This window comes from Actinocorallia aurea, assembly GCF_054783995.1.
This window is the reverse complement of record NZ_BAAGPQ010000002.1, coordinates 500,244-519,619: the sequence shown is the minus strand read 5'-3', so window position 1 is coordinate 519,619 and position 19,376 is coordinate 500,244. Positions and strand designations below refer to the sequence as shown.

Genomic DNA, 19,376 nt, shown 5'->3' with positions numbered 1-19,376 from the left:
TCCCCCTCAGCCGGCGACCGCGGCGCGCGCGACCAGCGAGCGCAGGGCGGCATCGGTGAGGTCGGGCAGCGCGTCGAGGTCGAACCAGCGCAGGTCGTCGGACTCCGCGCTGATCGCGTGCCGTGCCCCTTCGGGAGCGACGGCAAGGTACTGCACGTCCAGATGCCAGGAGCCTCCAGGATGGCACGGCACCGGATGACGGTCGAGCTGCACCGGCGTGGAGGAGAGCACGAGCCCGGGTATCCCCGACTCCTCGGTCGCCTCGCGCAGCGCCGCGGCGGCCAGCGTGGCGTCGCCGCTCTCGCAGTGGCCGCCCATCTGGAGCCACATCTTCAGCTTCGCGTGCAGGGTGAGCAGCACCTGCGACCTGTCCGCGCTCAGCACCAGGGTGCTCGCCGTCAGATGGCCGGGCCGACAGGCCCGCCACATGCCGTCCGGATACCGGGACAGGTGGCCGAGGAACTCCTCGCGCATCGCCTCCTGGGCGGGCTCGGGGGCCCGCCAGCCCGTCAGCACCCGGACGGCGTCGGTGTGCAGCACGCTCAACGCGGACCCGGCTCGTCGCCCTTGTCCTCGCCCTGGTCTCCGGTCCGGTCTCCGCCCTGATCCTCCGCGGGGGGCAGACCCTCCAGCTGGGACAGGTCGAACTCGTCGCCGGAGGAGTGCAGGAACGCGTCCGGATCCTCCAGATCGCCGGCGGTCGGCATGAGGTCGGGGTGGCTCCACAGGGCGTCCCGGCCGTCCACGCCCTTGAGCGAGGTGACCGACTGCCACAGCGACTCGGCCTCGCGGAGCCTGCGGGGGCGCAGTTCCAGGCCGACGAGCGCGGCGAAGGTGTGCTCGGCGGGGCCGCCGGTCGCACGGCGCCGGCGGATCGCCTCGGCGAGCCTGTCGGCGCTCGGCAGCCGGTTCGTCGCCGCGGCCGACACCGCGACGCCGACCCAGCCCTCGACCAGGGCGAGCAGGGTCTCCAACCGGGAGAGCGCGAGCTTCTGCTCGGGGGTCTCCTCCGGCGTGAGCTGGATCTCGCCGCCGCCCAGGGCCTCCTGGATCGCCTGCGGGTTGCTGAGGTCGAGCCCGGAGATCTTCTCCTCAAGGCCCGACAGATCCACGTTGATGCCGCGCGCGTAGTCGCCGACGGCGCTCAGCAGGGCGGGGCGCAGCCACGGCACATGCGCGAACAGCCGTTGGTGGGCGGCCTCGCGCAGCGCGAGGTACAGCCGCACTTCGTCGGCCGGGATCTCCAGGCCCTCGGCGAAGGCCGCGACGCCGGACGGCAGCAGCGCGCCGACGCCCTCGGGCGCGAGCGGGAGGCCGACGTCGGCGGACCCGATGATCTCCTTGGCGAGCGCGCCGAGCGCCTGCCCGGCCTGGCCCGCGACCATCGCGCCGGCCATCTGGCGGACCATGCCGATCAGCGGCCCGGCCATCGCCGCCATCTCCGGCGGAATGTTCTCGGGGCCGCCCATCGCGCCGCCCATCGCCTCGGTCATCCGCTCGGCGATCGGGTCGACCAGCTTCTCCCACACGGGGAGGGTCTCCTCCAGCCATTCGGACCTGCTCCACGCCTTGGGAGAGCGGATCCCGGCAGGGAGGGTCGTGCCCTCGTCCAGCCACAGGTCGGCGAGGCGCAGCGCGTCCTCGACCTGGCGGCGCTCGGCGTCGACGACGGACGGGTCGCCCGCCTCCACCACGAGGTGGCGCGCGATGTTGCGCACCATCTCCCAGTTCACCGGGCCGGAGCCGCCGGAGCCCATGCCGCTGAGCATGTCGGCGAACTGGCGGAGCATGTCGGCGAACTGCGACATGTCACCGCCGCCACCGGGCATACCGGGCATGCCGAAACCCATACCGAACGGGTCGTTGGGCTTGTCGTCTCCGTCCTCGTCGCCGGGTCGGTTGAAGCCGAAAGGAGTGTCGCCCATCAGAATCGCCTTAGGCTGCGGGGAAAGGCCATAACCTCAAAGGTAGTCGCTTTCCGGAGCGAGCCGTGGCCGCATAGGGGGGCGTTCGCCATGAGCACAGGGGACCGACGGACAGTCGCAGTCACGGGCGCGGCGTCCGGAATCGGACAGGCCCTGACCGAGCGCCTGGCGGCGTCCGGCAGGTTCGAGCGGGTGATCGCCCTCGACGGCAGGCGCGGTGACGTGCCCGGAGCGGTCTGGCGCGTCGTCGACATCCGGGACCCCGCGCTCGCCCGGCGCCTCTCCGACGTGGACGTCCTGGTGCACGTCGACGTCGACCGCTCGCCCGAGACCGATCCGAAGGAACGCCGTACCTACAACGTCCGAGGCGCCCAGACGGTGATCGCCTGCGCGGCGGGTGCGGGCGTCAAGGACGCGATCCTGCTCAGCTCCGCCGCCGTGTACGGGGCCTCCGAGGACAATCCGCTGCCCCTGCCGGAAAGCGCCCCGCTGAGGGCGGAGCCCGACACCTCCGTCGCGGGCGACTTCCTGGAGATCGAGGAACTCGCGGCGAGCCGACTGCACCCGGGCCTCCGGATCTCCGTCGTGCGGCCTGCCTCACTGGCCGGGCCCGGCGTGGACACCGTCGTCACCCGGCACTTCGAGGCACCCAGGCTGCTCCGGGCCAAGGGCGTCGAGCCGCGCTGGCAGTTCTGCCACGTCGACGATCTCGTCTCGGCGCTGGAGCTCGCGGCGCTCGGCGAGGTGTCCGGAGCCATCGCCGTCGGGTGCGAGGGCTCGCTCACCGGCGAGGAGGTCGAGAAGATCACCGGGAAGTCCGGGTTCGAGCTGCCCGCCTCGCTCACCTTCGGCACCGCGCAGCGGCTGCACCGCCTCGGCCTCACCCCCGCGCCCGCCACCGACCTGCACTACGTCGTCTATCCATGGGTGGTCGACTGCGCCAAGCTGCGCGCGTCCGGCTGGAAGCCCGAGCACGACAACGAGGCGGCGCTGCGGGCCATGCTCGCGGAATCCGCGGGGCGCCACGCGGTCGTCGGGCGCCGGGTCGGCGGCAAGGAGGCGACCATGGCGACGGCGGCGGGCGCGACCGTCGCGGTGATCGGCGCCGCGGCCGCGGTCCGCCGCGCCCGCAAGCGCCGAAGGATCTAGCGGTATTTTCTCCTCGTGAGCATCATCCGACTGCTGGACATCCGCGAGACGCCTCTGTCCGTCGACGAGGTCGTCGCCGCGGTGCAGGACGCCGCGGCGGGCGGCACCGCGTTCTTCGCGGGCACGGTCCGCGACAACGACCACGCCCAGGACGGCACCGAGAGAAAGGCCGTCACCGCGCTCTCCTACAGTGCGCACCCCTCGGCGCTGGACCGGCTGCGCGAGGTGATGGAGAAGGTCGCCGCCGACATCCCCGTGGTCGCGCTCGCCGCCGTCCACCGGGTGGGCGATCTGGCGATCGGCGATCACGCGGTGGTCGTCGCGGCCGCCGCGGCGCACCGCGGCGAGGCCTTCGAGGCGTGCCGCCGCCTGATCGACGACCTGAAGCACGAGGTGCCGATCTGGAAGCACCAGCACTTCACCGACGGCACGTCGGAGTGGGTCGGCGCCTGCTGAGGCCCGACGGATGAGCCGACCATCGATCGTCTGAGCGACGGGATCCACTTTCGGGATTTCGATCGCTTGTTCTAGTCGCGGTGTGTAGTGTGATGGACATGTCGCGCATGGTGACGTTCTCGCTCACGCTCACCCCCACGGCCGCTCAGGATGACTTGTTGCGGACGGCCGGGGGAGCCGCTCGTTCCGCCTACAACCGGGTTCTCGCTCTGGTGAAGGACCAGCTCGCCGCGCGCGAGGTCGATCTCGAGGTGGTGGTGCCATGGTCGCGATTCGATTTGATCAACGCGGTGAACGCTTGGAAGCGCGAGGCCTTGGACTTGGGAGGCCACACCTGGCATCTGGGGATCCCGGCGGTCCTGTTCGAGGAGGCCGTCACGGATCTGGCGGCCGCTCTGGCGGCGTTCTCAGCTTCCCGGTCGGGTGCCCGGTCGGGGCCGCGAATGCGATTCCCGGTCTTCAAGAAGAAGAACCGCACGCCGTACAGCTTTCGGATCCGCAACAAGAACGACGCCATCAAGGTCGGTGCCACGGACAGGCCGCGGGCGGTGCGGCTGCCGAAGCTCGGGCTGATCGGAGTGAAGGAGGACACCCGCCGACTGCGGCGGCTCCTGCGCCCCGGCCCAGACGGCACTCCCCGCACCCGCATCTGCTCGGTGACCGTCCGATGGCGGCGCAACAGGTGGGCGATCGCCATCACCGTGGCGGCTCCCGACCTGCACGCCTCCCGTCACCACCCGCCACGCGACGCAGGAGCTCGGGGCCGCGGGTGGGTGGGCGTCGACCTCGGGCTGAACGATCTGGTCGTTGCGGCCACCGACCAGGGAGAGGAGGTCCTCCGCGTTCCAGCGGCCCGTACTTTCCAGCGCCGCCAGGAGGGGCTCGCGAGGAGGCAGCGCCGCCTGACCCGAAAAGAGCCCGGGTCTAAGCGCCATGGGCGGGCGGTTGCGGGGGTGCGGGAGTTCCAGGCCAAGACCGCCGCGATCCGCGGACACCTGCTGCACCGGGTGTCCAACCTGCTGGTCAACAACCACGACCAGCTCGTTCTGGAACATCTGAACATCCGCGGCATGATGGGCAATCGCAGGCTCGCCAAGGCTCTCACCGACGCCTCCTTCGCCGCCCTGGCCCAGATGATCGGCTACAAGGCCGACTGGAGACATGGAACCGTGGTGCACGCCGAGCGGTGGTTCCCCTCGTCGAAGACCTGCTCGGCCTGCGGACACCGCGCCACGGAACTCCCCCTCTCCCGGCGGGTCTACCAGTGCGACCGGTGCGGGTTGCAGAGAGATCGGGACCTGAACGCCGCGATCAATCTCGCCCGACAGGGACCCCGTCTCCTCGTCCCTCCAAGGCCCTGAACAGGGCTCCGGACCTGCTGGCAGCGGGCCGGGTCACCAACGCGCGACCCAGATCCCTGGAAACCGTCCACCTCATAGAGGCGGTGGTCGCCCGGGGGTCGTCAACGGCGCGAACCCCCTCCATCGTCTGGACTGGACGGTGTGCGGGGGACCTCCGAGGAGGGGGCGGTGCGCAAACGAAGGTTGGCGCACAGGCTGTGAGGTGGTCGTAGGCTTGCGCGCATGGTCTCCAACGTCGTGCAGTCGCTCCGCGGGCAGCTCCCGCACCGGCGGGCGCTGACCCTCTCCGTCGTCGCCGTGGTGGTGCTGCTCCTGGCCCTGGTCGGCGCGGTCCTGCCGGTGCCGTACGTCTCGCTCCAGCCGGGCCCGACGTTGAACACCCTCGGGGTGAACCCGGAGACCAAGAAGCCGCTCATCGAGATCGTCGACGCCCAGACCTATCCCGACGACGGCCACCTGAACTTCACGACCGTCGCCTACACCGGCGACCCCGACAACCCGCCGACCCTGTACCGGGCGCTGCGCGACTGGATCGACCCGAAGCGCGCCGTCGTCCCGATGGACACGATCTTTCCGCCCGGGGAGACGGCGGAGCAGGTCGAGGAGGCCAACACCGTCCTCATGGCCGACTCCCAGGAGACGGCCGTCGCCGCCGCGCTCACCCAGATGGGCAAGCCGCTCGGCAGCGAGACCTACGTGGGCAAGGTCCAGGCGGGCCTGCCCGCCGAGGGCGTCCTCAAGGCCGGCGACAAGATCATCTCGGTGGACGGGACCAAGGTGACCAAGGCGACCGAGGTCACCGACAAGCTGGCGCACTACAAGGTCGGCGACAAGGTGACCCTGACGATCGTGCGCGACGGCAAGGAGAGCAAGTCCGAGCTGACGATGGGGGAGACCACCGCCGACGGCCAGAAGCGCGCGGTGATCGGGGTCCAGCTCGTCGACAAGTTCGTCCTGCCCATCGACGTGAAGATGAACGTCGGAGAGATCGGCGGGCCGAGCGCGGGCCTGATGTTCTCCCTCGCGATCTACGACATGCTCACCCCCGGCAGTCTCACCGGCGGCAAGTTCATCGCCGGCACCGGGACGATCACCGCGGACGGCGAGGTCGGCGCGATCGGCGGCATCCAGCAGAAGATGATCGCGGCCCGCGACGCGGGGGCCACCGACTTCCTCGTCCCGCAGGGCAACTGCGCCGAAGCCAAGTCCGCCGCTCCCGACGGCCTGCGCCTGATCAAGGCCGACACGATGGACAGCGCGGTGAAGAGCCTCAAGGCGCTGCAGGACGGGAAGGGCCAGCTCCCCGCCTGCTGACGCACCTTCTTCGGCACAGCACAAGCACACGACCCGGCCCGGGTGATCCCGGCCGGGCCGTCAGACCTCGTCGGGCAGGAGGGTCTGCGCGAGCGCGTCGGTGACGTCCGGGACGAGGTCCTCGGCCGACAGGAGCTCCTCCTCGTGGCTGCGGATCCGCAGGACCGCGTGCCGTGCCCCGTCGCGCAGCGCGCCCGCGACGATTCGCAGCTCCTCGTGGCGCGGATGGCGCATCGCCCACTCGACGGCGTCGCCGTCCGCGGGGATCTCCTCCTCGACCTCCGGTGGCAGCGTCACCCGGACCATCGCCAGCGCGACCCCGGCGACGTTCGGCGGCCACACGATCCCGGGCAGCAGCGCGCCGATGTCGCCGTCCTCCAGATCGCCCTGGTCGACGGCGGTGAGCGCGTCGTCCGGGGAGAGGCCGAGCTGCTCGGCCAGTTCCGGTTGCGCGCGCAGCAGCTCACCTGTCTCCACGAGCGCGAACAGCCGCGGCGGGCCGTCCCATCCGGTCTGCGCCTCGATGCTCCGCACGGTCTCTTCGAGAGGGGTCATGCGGCCATTCTTCCGTTGCCGAGCCGATGCCTGGATCGGGAACCGCGCGGGATGTCGGTAAGTTGCTCATAGTGCTGGCTGGAACTTGAGGAATCGGAGGGAAGCGGTGAGCTTCCGAACCCCACGCCCGGGCGGGCGGCGTGTCCCCGAAGGGAGACCGCGGCTGCTCGCGCCGGTGTTGATCACGCTGGCCGTAATCGTCGCCCTCTTCTTCATCGTGACGGGCTTCTGGACCGACCTGCTCTGGTACCGCTCGCTCGGCGACGGCTTCTCCGGTGTCTTCACGACCCAGCTGCGCACCCGTGTGCTGCTGTTCGTGCTCGGCGGGCTGCTCATGGCCGCGGCGGTGGGCGCCAACATGGTGATCGCCTACCGGCTGCGGCCCGCCTACCGGCCCGTGTCGGTCGAGCAGCAGGGCCTTGAGCGCTACCGCGCGGCGGTCGATCCGCACCGCAAGGCGGTCTTCTTCTCCCTGCTCGGCGCGATCGGCCTGTTCACCGGCCTGTCGGCGGCCGGCCAGGTGGGCACGTGGCTCGCCTTCATGAACCGGACGAGCTTCGGTGAGAAGGACGCGCAGTTCGGCATGGACGTGTCGTTCTTCGTGTTCACGTACCCGTTCCTGCGGCTGATCATGGGCTTCCTGTTCGTCATGGTCGTCCTGTCGGTCCTGGCCGCGGTGGCCGTCCACTACCTGTACGGCGGGCTGCGCCTTCAGGGCCCGGGAGACAAGGCGTCGCCTTCGGCGCGCGCGCACCTGTCCGTCCTGGTCGGCCTGTTCGTCCTGCTGAAGGCCATCGCCTACTGGCTGGACCGCTGGGGCCTCGCCTACTCCGAGCGCGGCAAGGTGACGGGCCCGGGGTACACCGACGTCACCGCCGTCCTCCCGGCCAAGACGATCCTCGCGGCGATCGCGCTCATCTGCGCGATCCTGTTCTTCGTCAACATCTGGCGCAAGGGCATGATGCTGCCGGGCGTCGGCTTCGGCCTGCTGGTCCTGTCGGCGGTCCTCGTCGGCGGCGTCTACCCGCTGATCATCCAGCAGTTCCAGGTCAAGCCGAACGAGCTGGCCAAGGAGCGCCTCTACATCGACCGCAACATCAAGGCGACGCGGGAGGCGTTCGGCGTCGCCGGCGTGCAGGAGCAGAACTACGCGCCCACCAAACAGCCCGACGCAGAAGAGGTCGAGAAGTACTCCGAGACGATCCCGAACGTCCGGCTGCTCGACCCGACCCTGCTGTCGCCGACGTTCCGCCAGAACCAGCAGCTCCAGGGCTACTACACCTTCTCCGACCCGCTCGACATCGACCGCTACCCCGACGCCGACGGCAAGACGCAGGACACCCTCATCGCCGTCCGCGAGCTGACGGGCCCGCCCGGCAGCCAGTCCGGCTGGGTCAACGAGCACCTGACCTACACGCACGGCTACGGGTTCGTGGCGGCCCCCGGCAACACCGTCGACCCGCAGAGCAAGGGCCCGGTCTACACGGCTTCGGACATGCCGCAGTCCTGCGAGGTGAAGACGAAGGCGAACGAGTGCCAGTTCGCCATCGACAAGCCCCAGGTCTACTTCGGTGAGCAGTCCCCGGACTACTCGATCGTCGGCGTCCAGGAGGAACTCGACTACCCGAACGGCCCCCGCACCACCTACGACGGCACCGGCGGCGTCCGCATGGACTCCTTCTTCAACCGGGTGTCGTACGCGCTGAAGTTCCGGGACCGCAACATCCTGCTGTCCGGGGACATCAAGGAGCAGTCGCGCATCCTGTACGACAGGAACCCCCGCGAGCGCGTCCAGAAGGCCGCCCCCTGGCTGACGGTCGACGGCAACGCCTACCCGGTGGTCGCCGACGGCCGGATCGTGTGGGTCGTCGACGGCTACACGACCTCCAACGGCTACCCGTACTCCGAGCGGATCAACCTGCAGGACACCACGCGGGACTCCAACACCGAGCGGCAGGCCGTCGGCCGGCAGCCCGGCTCGGAGATCAACTACATCCGCAACTCGGTGAAGGCCACGGTCGACGCCTACGACGGCACCGTCACGCTGTACGCGTGGGACGAGGACGACCCGATCCTCAAGACCTGGCAGAAGGCGTTCCCCGGCACCGTCAAGAGCAAGGCCGAGTTGGAGAAGACCCTCGGCGGCGAGGTGTTCTCGCACGTCCGCTACCCCGAGGACATGTTCAAGGTGCAGCGCAGCGTCCTGCGCAGCTACCACGTGACGGACCCGTCGTCGTTCTACGACGGCCAGGACAGCTGGGAGATCCCCGTCGACCCGACGGAGGCCAGCATCACCGAGCCGCCGTTCTACCTGACGCTCCAGATGCCGTCGCGCGAGGACGAGGCAGAGCCGGAACAGCCCGGATTCTCCCTCACGTCCACTTACGTCTCTAGGAACGGGACGAACCTGTCGGGCTTCCTTGCCGCGAACAGCGATCCGAGCTCGGCGAACTTCGGCGAACTGCGCCTGCTCCAAGTGCCACGCGAGGTGTCGATCCTCGGCCCGGGGCAGATGCAGAACACCTTCAAGGGCAACGACCAGGTCGCGCCCGTCCTGAACCGTCCGGCCGGAAGCACGACGCAGGTGGTCTACGGCAACCTGCTCACACTCCCGTTCGGCGGCGGGTTCATGTACGTCCAGCCGGTGTACCAGCAGTCCGCGACCGGCGCGAAGTACCCCGTGCTCGGCTGGGTCCTGGTCAGCTTCGGCGACAAGATCGGCTTCGCGACCACCTTCGAGGACGCGCTCCAACAGGTGCTGCAACCGGGCACCGACGTCCCCAAGAGCGACGACACGACCGACCGGCCGGAGACCGCGCCGGGCACGTCGCCGTCGCTCCAGCAGGCGATCGACGCGGTCAAGCAGGCGTTCCAGGACTCTCAGGACGCGCTCAAGAGCGGCGACCTGAAGAAGTACGCCGACGCCCAGGACAAACTCAGCCAGGCCATCAACAACCTGGTCGAAGTCCAGAAAAAGGCCGAAACCACCGAGCCGAACGCCACCGAACCCACCACCACCCCCAGCCCATCACCCACCAACTGATTTGCGTAACCCTGCTCCACCCCATAGTCTTTGAACACAACGACGCGGGGTGGAGCAGCTCGGTAGCTCGCTGGGCTCATAACCCAGAGGTCGCAGGTTCAAATCCTGTCCCCGCTACCAAAGGTCCGAGGGTCGGTGTGCTCGCAGCTTCGCTGCTTCGCGCGCCGGCCCTTTGGTCTTTCTGGGGGGCGACCCCCAGACCCCCGATGTGGGGGGGCTCCGCCCCCCCACGCCCCCCGTCCACCTCAGGGAAAAAACTCCCTTTTGTTTAGGTAAACGGGTTTGGTGGTATCCGACCCTTTCGGGAAGTTCCCGCACCAAGTCGCCAACCGCCAAGTCGCGAATGTGCCGACGTGCCGGAGCGTCCGTTACGCAGGTCGTCTTTGCCGCGCTTTTGAGAAGCTTCGCCCCGTGATCGGCCGCAGTCGTTCGGGAGCCCAGCGCACCGGTCTCCTCGCTGCGCTTTTGAGAAGCTCCGCCCCGTGATCGGCGGCAGTCGCGTGTGCAGGCCGGCCCCGCTGCCGCCCTCGCTGCGCCTTCAGGAAGCCCGGCCCCGCGATCAGCGACGGTCGTGCGTGAAGTTCAGCCCCTCGCCGCCTTCGCCGCGCCTTTGAGAAGCCCGGCCCCGTGATCAGCCTCAGGGTTCGCGCTGGGGTGGGTGTCTGTCTTGGGGAAAGCGGGAAGCCCGCTGCGGGGCAGCGGGCTTCGGTGGGGGTCAGGAGGAGAGGGTGGCGGATTCTTCGGCTTCGACCTGGGCGTTCCAGGTGGACTTGGAGGACTGCCAGCCGTCTTCGTCGGCGCCCAGGCGCCAGTAGCCGGAGATGGAGAGCTGGGAGAGGGGGAGGTCGCGGGTGACGCGGAGGTTGCGGCGGAGGGCCTTCACGAGGCCGGCTTCGCCGTGGACGAAGGCCTGGACGTCTCGGCTCGGGAAGTCGAGGGCCTCGACGGCGGCGGTGAGCTTCTCGCCGACGGGGGTGTCGCCCCGGTGCAGCCAGGTGACGGTGAGGCCGGGGCGTGACGGAAGGGGCACTTCCTCCTCGGCGGACTCGACTTCCAGGAAGGCGATGGCGGTGGCGCCCTCGGGGAGTTGCTCAAGGGAGGCGGCGATGGCCGGCACGGCGCTCTCATCGCCCGCGAAAAGGTGCCATCCGGCGTCGGCCGACGGGCGGTAGGCCCCGCCCGGCCCGGCCAGCCACAGCTCGTCTCCGGGCTCTGCGGAGGCGGCCCACGGTCCGGCGATGCCCGAGTCGCCGTGCACGACGAAGTCGAGGGTCAGTTCGGCGGACTCCGCGTCCCAGGCGCGGACCGTGTAGGTGCGCGTGATCGGCCACTCGGCGCGTGGCAGCGTCTCCCGGATCACCGAGGGATCGAAGGGCACCGGGGAATCGGCGCGCGGGAACTGGAGTTTCACGTAGTGATCAGTGAAGGCCCCGGCCTGGAAGCGCTGCTTCAGGTCGTCTCCGCCCACGACCACGCGGACCATGTGCGGGGTGAGCTGCTCCTTGCGGAGCACAACGGTGCGGTAGGGCTTCGTGCCGCGGCGGTCGGCCATGGCGACTCCTTCGATATGTCAGCGATGTGCTAGCGATATATCGAAGATATCCGCGCTGTCAAGTGGCGCGGGCACCGGCGAGGTGCCCGCGCCGTCGCGTCAGGCGGGGTCGAGGATGAAAACGGGGATCTTCCGGTCCGTCTTCGTCTGGTACTCGGCGTAGGCGGGCCAGGCCTCGACCGCCCGCTGCCACCACTGGTCCCGCTCCAGGCCCTCGGCCAGGCGGGCGCGGTACTCGCGCGGCTCCGGCCCGTCCTGGAGCAGCACGTCGGGTTCGGCGACGATGTTGTGGTACCAGACGGGGTGCTTCGGCGCCCCGCCCATGGAGGCCACGACGGCGTAGCTCTTCCCGTCGGTGACGCGCATGAGCGGCGTCTTGCGGATCTTGCCGGTCTTGGCGCCCCGGGTCGTCAGGATGATGACGGGCTTGCCGGCCAGTGTGTTGCCCTCCGCGCCGCCCGTCCGCTCGTACACCTCCACCTGCTCTGCGGCCTGGGTGAACGGGCTCGGCGCGTACTCGCCTTCCAGAGGCATGATGCTCCCCTCAATCGTTGTCTTGATCGCGTACCACGCTCTCATGCGATGTGTGCTGTGTCCCCTTCGGGGTCGAATCACGTTTGACAGATCTCGAAACGGTTACGAAGAAGGTATGGGTACTATTTTGTGGCTCATTGCAGTGGTTCTGGTGATTTACGGGATCTACGTGCTGATTGCTCAGCGGAACATCTTGCTGGGCATCGTGCTCATCGTCCTGGGGCTGCTCGTCGGCCCTGGCGGCGTGAGCATCTTCAACCCGTAACAAGCACCTCCCCCCGATCCGGCCCGCCGCCTGAGGGGCGGTGGCCGGCACAGCACAACGCGCCCTGAAACGGGTGCGAGCAGTAGGTCCCTCCTTGGCCGTCCCGGCCCGCAGTCGGGCTCGGCGATGGCCAAGGAGAGGACGAATCGGCGCTCTTCACCGTCTCCGCTTCCCGGGCACCCGGGGCCATATGTCCGCTGGAGCCGAGGTGTTCGGGTTCCGTCCAGAGATTCCGGGCGAACCCTCCGAACCTTCCGGCCGCGGGCGGCGTCTCATCGGGTGTTGGGGAGGGGTGAGCGCTGGGGAGCGCTTCTCTGGCACAGATGGGCGGATCAGGACAAAGGCGTCCTGATCCGCCCATCAGCCGTTCAGGGCAGCAGTTCGGCCACGCGGTGGGCGGCGGCGCGCAGTGGTTCGGGCAGCGCGTCGAGGCGGTGGTCGAGGTCGTCGCGGAAATGGTGGCGCGGGACGTCCGGCGCGGTGCGGGCCTCCGGCATCCAGGCCGAATGGATCATGAACGGCACGGTGCGGCCCGGCGGCGGGGCGAGAACGGCGACGGGCCCGCGCGCGACGTCGGCGGCGTCGAACAGCTCGAGGCGGAACCGGTCGTCGTTGTGGACCAGGACGAGCAGGTAGCCGTCGTGGCCGCCCGGCGAAGCCCCGGCATAACGGGAGCGACCTCCCGCACCGGGCGAACGCGGGACGAACGAGGGCGAGGTCGGGTAGTCGTCCAGGGCGAACGTCCACTCGTGCAGCGCCTTCAACGACTCCCGGTCGTGCGTGACGAGGATCGACGGGGTCTCCGCCTCGGGGAACGCGCTCCGGTCGATCCTGTCGCCGTAGTTGGCCAGCGCCCTCTGGTTGATCGCCTCCGGATGGAACCCCAGGTAGATCAGGTGGTGGACGGTCGGCGCCAGCTGGCCCTCGAACGACCAGTCGATCGCCGAGAGTTCCGCCTGCCAATAGCGCGCGGGGTCCTGGGCGCGTGCCCGCTCGGTGATCCGGCCGCTCGAAGGGTCGAAGCGCAGCAGCGCGGTGACGGTCGGGCTCATCCCGTGGCAGTACATGCCGCGCAGCGCCGGGTCGATCGGGCGGCCGTAGGCGTCGACGTCGTCTTCGCGCAGGTACATCCCGATGTCCACCCCCGGGGAGTGCTCCATGAGGATCTCGACGCCGTCGGAGTCGTCGTAGCGCGCGTAGAAGTGGTTGACCTCCGGGGCGAGGCGGAACTCCTTGCACGGGACGCTCGGGCGGCCCGCGACGAGATCGTCCTTGCGGATCAGCAGGACCGGCCCGTCCGGGTTGTTGGCCACCGTCCGGTCCGCCCCGAAGATTTCCTGGACGTCGACCTTGTACGCGGTGTCCGCGAGGATCAGCCAGTCCCGCGTCTGGGTGATCGTGTGCGTGGACTGCGGCAGCGACGCGCTCTCCACGAGCCACCGTTCGACGCGCGGCCCCACCCCGTCGTACCGGATGACGGAGACCGCCCCGGAGATCACGTCCCGGCTGACCGACCACAGGCAGCCCCGCTCGGGGTCGACGACGGGATGCGCGGTCGTGGACACGAGCGGCAGGACCGGCTGGTCGAGGGTCGGCGCCCAGTCGTCGCGGTGCCCGACCTCGCCGACGAACGCCAGCGTCACCGGGTCGACCTCGACGGGACGGCCCGCGTCCCAGGTCACGAACAGCCGGTCGCCCCACGGGAGCGGCGCGGTGTTGGCCGCGTTGACCATCCCGAACGGCGAACTCGTCCCGACCGGCCCGTTCACGAACAGATCGGGGCAGGCCCGGCGGAGCAGCACCGAAGGGGTCTCCACGAGGCGGGGCCGCCAGGGGAAGACGCCGTTCTCGTCGGGCCGCAGCGGGAGGCGCACGAGGATGCCGTCGCCGAAGAACGCGTGGATCGGGTGGGTGCGCTGGTCGGAGGTGCTGACGACGAAGTGCCCGCCCACGTCGGAAGGCCAGGCGCCGGACACGACGGTCAGGTCGAGGTCTTCGGGGTCGTCCTTGGCGAGGATGGAGCGGGGGATCGGCATGCCCGTCAGACAACTCCGTATCGGACTGTCCGTCAATGACCTTCGATGGCGGGATTCGTCCCCTGATCGTCCGGGAGTGTGCGGGTTCGGACTCAGCCGAGGAAGCCGCGCAGCAGTGAGGCCGTCCCGTCGAGGTGCTCGGCCATCGCGCGGTGCGCGCCCGCCGGGTCGCGGGCGAGGATCGCCGCGACGATAGCGGCGTGCTGGACGGCGGCGTGCGCGATGTTCGGGCGCAGCACCGGGATCGCGTTGAGCAGGTCGGTCACCCGCAGGCGGGCCTCGGCGCAGGCCGCGGCGAGCAGCGGCGATCCGGTCAGCTCCGCGATCGTCAGATGGAACCGCACGTCGAGCCGCCGGTAGTCGGAGGGCGCCGCCTCGTTGACGGCGTGCAAGGCGGCGACGAGCCTTTCGGTGTCCTCGGAGGCGAGGCCCGTCGCGGCCAGATGGGTGGCCGCGCCCGTCTCGACGGCCATCCGGAACACCAGCGCGTCCCGCAGCTCGGCGGTCCTTCCTGCCGCGACCCGGGCGAGGTCGCCCGCCTCGGGCGCGCGCGGCCGGTACAGGACGAACGTGCCGCCGGTCCTGCCGCGCCGCGACTCCACATAGCCCTCTTCGGTGAGCACCCGGATCGCCTCGCGCAGCGTCACGCGGCTGATGCCGAGGCTGCGGGCCAGCTCCCGCTCGGGCGGCAGCCGCTCGCCGTGGTCGACGAGCCGCAGCTTGATCACCCGCAGGAGCCGCTCGACGGTCTCCTCGAACGCGTTCCCGGCCCGGACGGGCCCCAGGACGGCGGCCAGGGCGCGCGCTTCGGCGTCGATGGCACGGCCTCCAGCCTCAGAAGGGGCAAATCTGGACGTCCCACGTTACTTCCCGGTTTCAGGCCTTGACGGACGCACCCCGCCGATCATTAATGGTCTGGCATCAGACCCTTTCAGGGAGCGGTCCCCCCAGCCGCGGAGGTCGTCCATGAGTAAGACGCCCCTGTCCGATGACGAGAAGAGGCTGCACGAACTGGGCTACGCCCAGGAACTCAGCCGGTCCATGTCCGGATTCTCCAACTTCGCCGTCTCCTTCACCATCATCTCCGTCCTCACCGGCTGCCTGACGTCGTACACGATCGGCCTCAAAGGCGGCGGCCCCGTCGTCATCACCTGGGGCTGGCTGTTCGTCGGCGGCATGACCCTGCTCGTCGCGCTCGCGATGGCCGAGGTCTGCTCCAGCTACCCGACCGCGGGCGGCCTCTACTACTGGTCGGCCAAGCTCGCCAAGCGCAACAAGGCCGCGTGGAGCTGGTTCACCGGCTGGTTCAACTTCATCGGGCAGGTGGCCGTCACTGCGGGCATCACCTACGGGTCGGCAGGGTTCCTCAACGCGCTGCTGGACCTCCAGTTCGGGTTCGAGGTCTCGCTCGGCCACACCTTCCTGCTGTTCGGGATCCTGCTGCTCATCCACGCGACCGTCAACCAGTTCGGCGTGACGCTCGTCGCGCTGCTGAACAACGTGAGCGTCTGGTGGCACGTGGCGGGTGTCGCGATCGTCGTCGCGGTGCTGGTGTTCAAGCCGGCCGAGCACCAGTCGTTCTCGTTCGTCTTCACCGAGTTCTCCAACGAGACCGGCTGGCAGTACGGCGCGTACGCGGCCCTCATCGGCCTGCTGCTCTCGCAGTACACCCTCACCGGCTACGACGCCTCGGCCCACATGACCGAGGAGACCGTCGACGCCGCCCGCTCCGGCCCTAAGGGCATCGTCAACTCGGTGCTCGTCTCGGTCGTCGCGGGCTGGATTCTGCTCCTGGGCGTCACCTTCGCCATCCAGGACTACGCTGACGCCGTCGCGGGCGGACCCACCGCGATCTTCCTGGAGGCGACCGGCGAGGGGATCGGCAAGTTCCTCATCCTCGTCTGCTTCGGGGCCCAGTTCTTCTGCGGCATGGCCTCGGTGACGGCGAACTCCCGCATGGTCTACGCGTTCTCCCGGGACGGGGCGCTGCCCTTCTCGTCCTTCTGGCACAAGATCAACCACCGGACGCGGACACCGACCAACGCCATCTGGCTCGCCGCCGGAGGCGCGTTCGTGCTCACCCTTCCGGCGCTGTGGAACCTCACCGCCTACTTCGCGGTGACGTCCATCGCCGTCATCGGGCTCTACATCGCCTACGTCATCCCGACGTTCCTGCGGCTGCGCCAGGGCGACGCCTTCGAGGCGGGTCCCTGGACACTCGGGAAGTGGAGCCGGCCCGTGGGTACGGTCGCCGTCGTCTGGGTAGCCTTCATCGCGATTCTGTTCATGCTGCCGCCCGCCAGCCCGATCACCGTCGACACCTTCAACTACGCGCCCCTGGCGTTCGCCGTCGTCCTCGGCGGGGCGGCGCTGTGGTGGTTCGTGTCGGCGCGCAAGTGGTTCACCGGGCCGAAGGTGCAGGGCACCGCCGAAGAGCTCGCCGCGATCGAAGAGGATCTGAGGTCGGTTTGACACTGGAAGAGCTGCGCGTCGCCGCCGACACCGGGCGGGTCGACACCGTCGTCATCGCGTTCACCGACATGCAGGGCCGTCTGCAAGGCAAGCGGCTGTCAGCGCGCTACTTCCTGGAGGAAGTGGCAGGGCACGGCTCGGAGGGCTGCAACTACCTCCTGGCCGTGGACGTCGAGATGAACACCGTCGACGGGTACGCCATGTCGTCGTGGGAGCGCGGTTACGGCGACTTCGTACTGAAGCCCGACCTATCGACCCTGCGCATCGTGCCGTGGCACGAGGGCACTGCCCTCGTGCGGGCCGACCTGTGCTGGGAGGACGGAAGCGAAGTCGTCGCCTCGCCCCGCCAGATCCTGCGCCGCCAGCTCGACAGGCTGGCGGCGCGGGGCTGGCGGGCCTTCGTCGGCACCGAGCTGGAGTTCATCGTCTACGCCGACACCTACGAGTCCGCGTGGCAGCGCGGATACCGCGACCTCACCCCGGCGAGCCGGTACAACGTGGACTACTCGCTGCTGGGCGGGGCCGCCGTGGAGCCCCTGCTGCGCCGCATCCGCAACGAGATGACGGGCGCGGGCATGTACGTCGAGTCCGCCAAGGGCGAGTGCAACCTCGGCCAGCACGAGATCGCCTTCCGGTACGCCGAGGCGCTGGAGACCTGCGACAACCACACCCTTTACAAGACCGGCGCGAAGGAGATCGCCGCCCAGGAGGGGATGTCCCTGACGTTCATGGCCAAACCGAACGACCGTGAGGGCAACTCCTGCCACATCCACATCTCCTTGCGCGACGAGTACGACATCCCGATCATGGCCGGGGACGGGCCGCACGGACTGTCGGAGATAGGGGAGAGGTTCATCGCCGGACAACTCGCCTGCCTTAGAGACCTCACCCTCCTGTACGCGCCGAACATCAACTCCTACAAGCGCTTCCAACCCGGTTCCTTCGCGCCGACCGCCGTCAAGTGGGGGCTCGACAATCGGACGTGCGCGCTCCGCCTCGTCGGGGCGGGGCCGTCGCTGCGGGTGGAGAACCGGGTGCCGGGCGGTGACGTGAACCCCTACCTCGCCGTCGCCGCCCTCATCGCGGCAGGCCTGCACGGCATCGACGAGGAACTGGACTTGGAAGAGCCCTTCCAGGGGAACGCCTATGCCAGTGACGCCCCGACCGTCGTCCGGACGCTCCGGGACGCCGCCGCGGACTGGACCGCCAGCCCGCTCACCACCGGGATGTTCGGCCGCGAGGTCGTCGAGCACTACGCGAACTACGCGCGCGTGGAACTCGACGCCTACGACCGGGCCATCACCGACTGGGAACTGTTCAGGGGCTTCGAAAGGCTGTAGATGCAGGTGCTCAACCCGGCGACCGAACAGGTCGTCGCCACAGTCCCCGCCGCCTCGACCGAGGACGTCGACCAGGCCGTCGCACGGGCCCGCGCGGCGTTCCCGGCGTGGCGCGCGGTGGCGCCCGGCGACCGCGCGCGGCTGCTGCGCGCGTTCGCCGAGAAGATCGACCTCCACGCCGAGGAACTCGCCCTCCTGGAGGTCCGCCAGGCGGGCCACCCGATCGGGCAAGCGCGCTGGGAAGCGGGGAACCTACGGGACACGCTCTTCTACTATTCGGCGGCGCCAGAAAGGCTGACGGGGCTTCAGATCCCCGTCCCGGGAGGCGTGGACCTCACCTTCAAGGAGCCGCTCGGGGTCGTCGGGGTGATCGTCCCGTGGAACTTCCCCATGCCGATCCTCGGCTGGGGCGTCGCGCCGGCGCTCGCGGCGGGCAACACCGTCATCGTCAAACCCGCCGAATGGACGCCGCTCACCGCCCTGCGGATCGCGGAACTCGCCCAGGACGCCGGACTTCCCGAAGGGGTGCTCCAGGTCGTCCCGGGGGAGGGGCCCGTCGCCGGGCGGCGGCTCGCCGACCACCCCGACGTGCGCAAGATCGTCTTCACGGGATCGACGCGGGTCGGCAAGGAGCTGATGGCGGCCTGCGCCCCCGACGTCAAACGGCTCACGCTGGAACTCGGCGGCAAAAGCGCCAACATCGTCTACGCCGACGCCGACCTTGAGCGCGCGGCGGCGACCGCGCCTTACGCGGTCTTCGAGAACGCCGGACAGGACTGCTGCGCCCGCTCCCGCATCCTCGTGCAGCGCGACGTCTACGACAGGTTCATGGAACTGCTCGAAGCCGCCGTCGCGGGCGTCGTCGTCGGAGATCCGGAACAGGAGAAGACCGAGGTCGGGCCGCTCATCAGCGCTGCCCACCTGGAGAGAGTCCGCTCGTACGTGCCCGCGGACGCGCCCGTCGCCTTCCGCGGGAACGTGCCAGAAGGGCCCGGATACTGGTTCGCGCCGACCGTCCTCACGCCCCCCGACGTCCAGGGCTTCCCCGCCTGGCACGAGGAGGTGTTCGGGCCCGTCGTCACCGTCGCGCCGTTCACCGACGAAGCCGACGCGATCGCCATCGCCAACGACACCGCCTACGGGCTGTCCGGCTCCATCTGGACCCGCGACGTCGGCAGGGCCCTGCGCACCGCACGCGCCATCGAAGCGGGGAACCTGTCGGTGAACTCCCACTCGTCGGTCCGCTACTGGACGCCGTTCGGCGGGTACAAGCAGTCCGGACTCGGCAGGGAACTCGGCCCCGACGCCCTCGACGCCTTCACCGAGACCAAGAACGTCTTCCTCTCCACCGAGTACTGAGCCACCCGCACCATT

Annotated in this window: 16 protein-coding genes and 1 tRNA gene; 10 read left to right on the top strand and 7 right to left on the bottom strand. The window is 69.6% G+C overall.

The features are described from left to right. Positions 1-6: 6 nt before the first annotated feature. Positions 7-546, bottom strand: coding sequence for an NUDIX hydrolase (locus ACYVOM_RS02650; RefSeq protein WP_460301565.1), 540 nt, complete (start codon positions 544-546; stop codon positions 7-9). Continuing rightward, on the bottom strand, positions 543-1,925 hold the full coding sequence (locus ACYVOM_RS02645) for a zinc-dependent metalloprotease (RefSeq protein ID WP_460301564.1): 1,383 nt from the start codon (positions 1,923-1,925) through the stop codon (positions 543-545). The genes ACYVOM_RS02650 and ACYVOM_RS02645 overlap by 4 nt, the downstream gene beginning before the upstream one ends. A 90-nt stretch (positions 1,926-2,015) precedes the next feature. Between ACYVOM_RS02645 and ACYVOM_RS02640 the strand changes: the two genes are divergently transcribed. The 4 genes from ACYVOM_RS02640 (at position 2,016) to ACYVOM_RS02625 (ending at position 6,205) form a co-directional block, all read left to right on the top strand. Then, on the top strand, positions 2,016-3,074 hold the full coding sequence (locus ACYVOM_RS02640) for an NAD-dependent epimerase/dehydratase family protein (RefSeq protein WP_460301563.1): 1,059 nt from the start codon (positions 2,016-2,018) through the stop codon (positions 3,072-3,074). A gap of 15 nt (positions 3,075-3,089) precedes the next feature. Further along, positions 3,090-3,530 (top strand): molybdenum cofactor biosynthesis protein MoaE, encoded by a 441-nt coding sequence (locus ACYVOM_RS02635; protein WP_460301562.1) that lies wholly within the window; start codon positions 3,090-3,092, stop codon positions 3,528-3,530. A gap of 98 nt (positions 3,531-3,628) precedes the next feature. Further along, positions 3,629-4,891, top strand: coding sequence for an RNA-guided endonuclease InsQ/TnpB family protein (locus ACYVOM_RS02630; protein ID WP_460301561.1), 1,263 nt, complete (start codon positions 3,629-3,631; stop codon positions 4,889-4,891). A 222-nt stretch (positions 4,892-5,113) separates the two neighbouring features. After that, on the top strand, positions 5,114-6,205 hold the full coding sequence (locus ACYVOM_RS02625) for a YlbL family protein (RefSeq protein WP_460301560.1): 1,092 nt from the start codon (positions 5,114-5,116) through the stop codon (positions 6,203-6,205). A gap of 60 nt (positions 6,206-6,265) precedes the next feature. Here ACYVOM_RS02625 and ACYVOM_RS02620 read toward each other — a convergent pair whose 3' ends face one another. Continuing rightward, positions 6,266-6,760 carry a PPA1309 family protein gene (locus ACYVOM_RS02620; protein WP_460301559.1) on the bottom strand — a complete coding sequence of 165 codons (495 nt, stop codon included), beginning with the start codon at positions 6,758-6,760 and terminating at the stop codon, positions 6,266-6,268. A 175-nt stretch (positions 6,761-6,935) separates the two neighbouring features. Here ACYVOM_RS02620 and ACYVOM_RS02615 point away from each other — a divergent pair, with 175 nt between their 5' ends. Further along, complete coding sequence (locus tag ACYVOM_RS02615) at positions 6,936-9,803, top strand: UPF0182 family membrane protein (protein WP_460301558.1); 2,868 nt, start codon at positions 6,936-6,938, stop codon at positions 9,801-9,803. 43 nt (positions 9,804-9,846) lie between these two features. Next, positions 9,847-9,923: transfer RNA gene (locus ACYVOM_RS02610), tRNA-Met, on the top strand. Positions 9,924-10,518: 595 nt separating this feature from the next. Here ACYVOM_RS02610 and ACYVOM_RS02605 read toward each other — a convergent pair. Next, positions 10,519-11,355 carry a siderophore-interacting protein gene (locus tag ACYVOM_RS02605; RefSeq protein WP_460301557.1) on the bottom strand — a complete coding sequence of 279 codons (837 nt, stop codon included), beginning with the start codon at positions 11,353-11,355 and terminating at the stop codon, positions 10,519-10,521. Positions 11,356-11,454: 99 nt separating this feature from the next. Further along, the gene (locus ACYVOM_RS02600; protein ID WP_460301556.1) at positions 11,455-11,889 is read right to left on the bottom strand and encodes a nitroreductase family deazaflavin-dependent oxidoreductase; all 435 of its coding nucleotides are present in this window, start codon (positions 11,887-11,889) and stop codon (positions 11,455-11,457) included. A 115-nt stretch (positions 11,890-12,004) separates the two neighbouring features. Between ACYVOM_RS02600 and ACYVOM_RS02595 the strand changes: the two genes are divergently transcribed. Continuing rightward, on the top strand, positions 12,005-12,154 hold the full coding sequence (locus tag ACYVOM_RS02595; RefSeq protein WP_460301555.1) for a GPGG-motif small membrane protein: 150 nt from the start codon (positions 12,005-12,007) through the stop codon (positions 12,152-12,154). 368 nt (positions 12,155-12,522) lie between these two features. Here the strand turns inward: ACYVOM_RS02595 and ACYVOM_RS02590 are convergent, their stop codons facing one another. Continuing rightward, positions 12,523-14,190: a carotenoid oxygenase family protein gene (locus ACYVOM_RS02590; RefSeq protein ID WP_460301554.1), complete on the bottom strand. Its 1,668-nt coding sequence runs from the start codon at positions 14,188-14,190 to the stop codon at positions 12,523-12,525. Between the two features lie 92 nt (positions 14,191-14,282). After that, positions 14,283-15,008 carry a FadR/GntR family transcriptional regulator gene (locus tag ACYVOM_RS02585; protein ID WP_460302335.1) on the bottom strand — a complete coding sequence of 242 codons (726 nt, stop codon included), beginning with the start codon at positions 15,006-15,008 and terminating at the stop codon, positions 14,283-14,285. A 148-nt stretch (positions 15,009-15,156) separates the two neighbouring features. On the opposite strand from ACYVOM_RS02585, the gene ACYVOM_RS02580 reads away from it, so the two are divergent. From ACYVOM_RS02580 to ACYVOM_RS02570, 3 genes are read left to right on the top strand one after another with little or no spacing between them, the layout of a single operon-like run. After that, a complete protein-coding gene (locus ACYVOM_RS02580; RefSeq protein WP_460301553.1) occupies positions 15,157-16,662 on the top strand; it encodes an amino acid permease in 1,506 nt (501 codons plus the stop codon). After that, entirely contained in the window at positions 16,659-18,002 is a 1,344-nt protein-coding gene (locus tag ACYVOM_RS02575; RefSeq protein ID WP_460301552.1) for a glutamine synthetase family protein, read from the top strand. Before ACYVOM_RS02580 ends, ACYVOM_RS02575 begins: the two co-directional genes overlap by 4 nt. Next, the gene (locus ACYVOM_RS02570; RefSeq protein ID WP_460301551.1) at positions 18,003-19,361 is read left to right on the top strand and encodes an aldehyde dehydrogenase family protein; all 1,359 of its coding nucleotides are present in this window, start codon (positions 18,003-18,005) and stop codon (positions 19,359-19,361) included. It begins immediately after the preceding gene. Positions 19,362-19,376 lie beyond the last annotated feature (15 nt).

Coding starts and splice junctions, on each gene's coding strand:
- ACYVOM_RS02645 (WP_460301564.1), bottom strand. CDS start 1,925: ATGGGCGACACTCCTTTCGGCTTCAACCGACCCGGCGACGAGGACGGA.
- ACYVOM_RS02640 (WP_460301563.1), top strand. CDS start 2,016: ATGAGCACAGGGGACCGACGGACAGTCGCAGTCACGGGCGCGGCGTCC.
- ACYVOM_RS02630 (WP_460301561.1), top strand. CDS start 3,629: ATGTCGCGCATGGTGACGTTCTCGCTCACGCTCACCCCCACGGCCGCT.
- ACYVOM_RS02625 (WP_460301560.1), top strand. CDS start 5,114: ATGGTCTCCAACGTCGTGCAGTCGCTCCGCGGGCAGCTCCCGCACCGG.
- ACYVOM_RS02620 (WP_460301559.1), bottom strand. CDS start 6,760: ATGACCCCTCTCGAAGAGACCGTGCGGAGCATCGAGGCGCAGACCGGA.
- ACYVOM_RS02605 (WP_460301557.1), bottom strand. CDS start 11,355: ATGGCCGACCGCCGCGGCACGAAGCCCTACCGCACCGTTGTGCTCCGC.
- ACYVOM_RS02600 (WP_460301556.1), bottom strand. CDS start 11,889: ATGCCTCTGGAAGGCGAGTACGCGCCGAGCCCGTTCACCCAGGCCGCA.
- ACYVOM_RS02595 (WP_460301555.1), top strand. CDS start 12,005: ATGGGTACTATTTTGTGGCTCATTGCAGTGGTTCTGGTGATTTACGGG.
- ACYVOM_RS02590 (WP_460301554.1), bottom strand. CDS start 14,190: ATGCCGATCCCCCGCTCCATCCTCGCCAAGGACGACCCCGAAGACCTC.
- ACYVOM_RS02580 (WP_460301553.1), top strand. CDS start 15,157: ATGAGTAAGACGCCCCTGTCCGATGACGAGAAGAGGCTGCACGAACTG.
- ACYVOM_RS02570 (WP_460301551.1), top strand. CDS start 18,003: ATGCAGGTGCTCAACCCGGCGACCGAACAGGTCGTCGCCACAGTCCCC.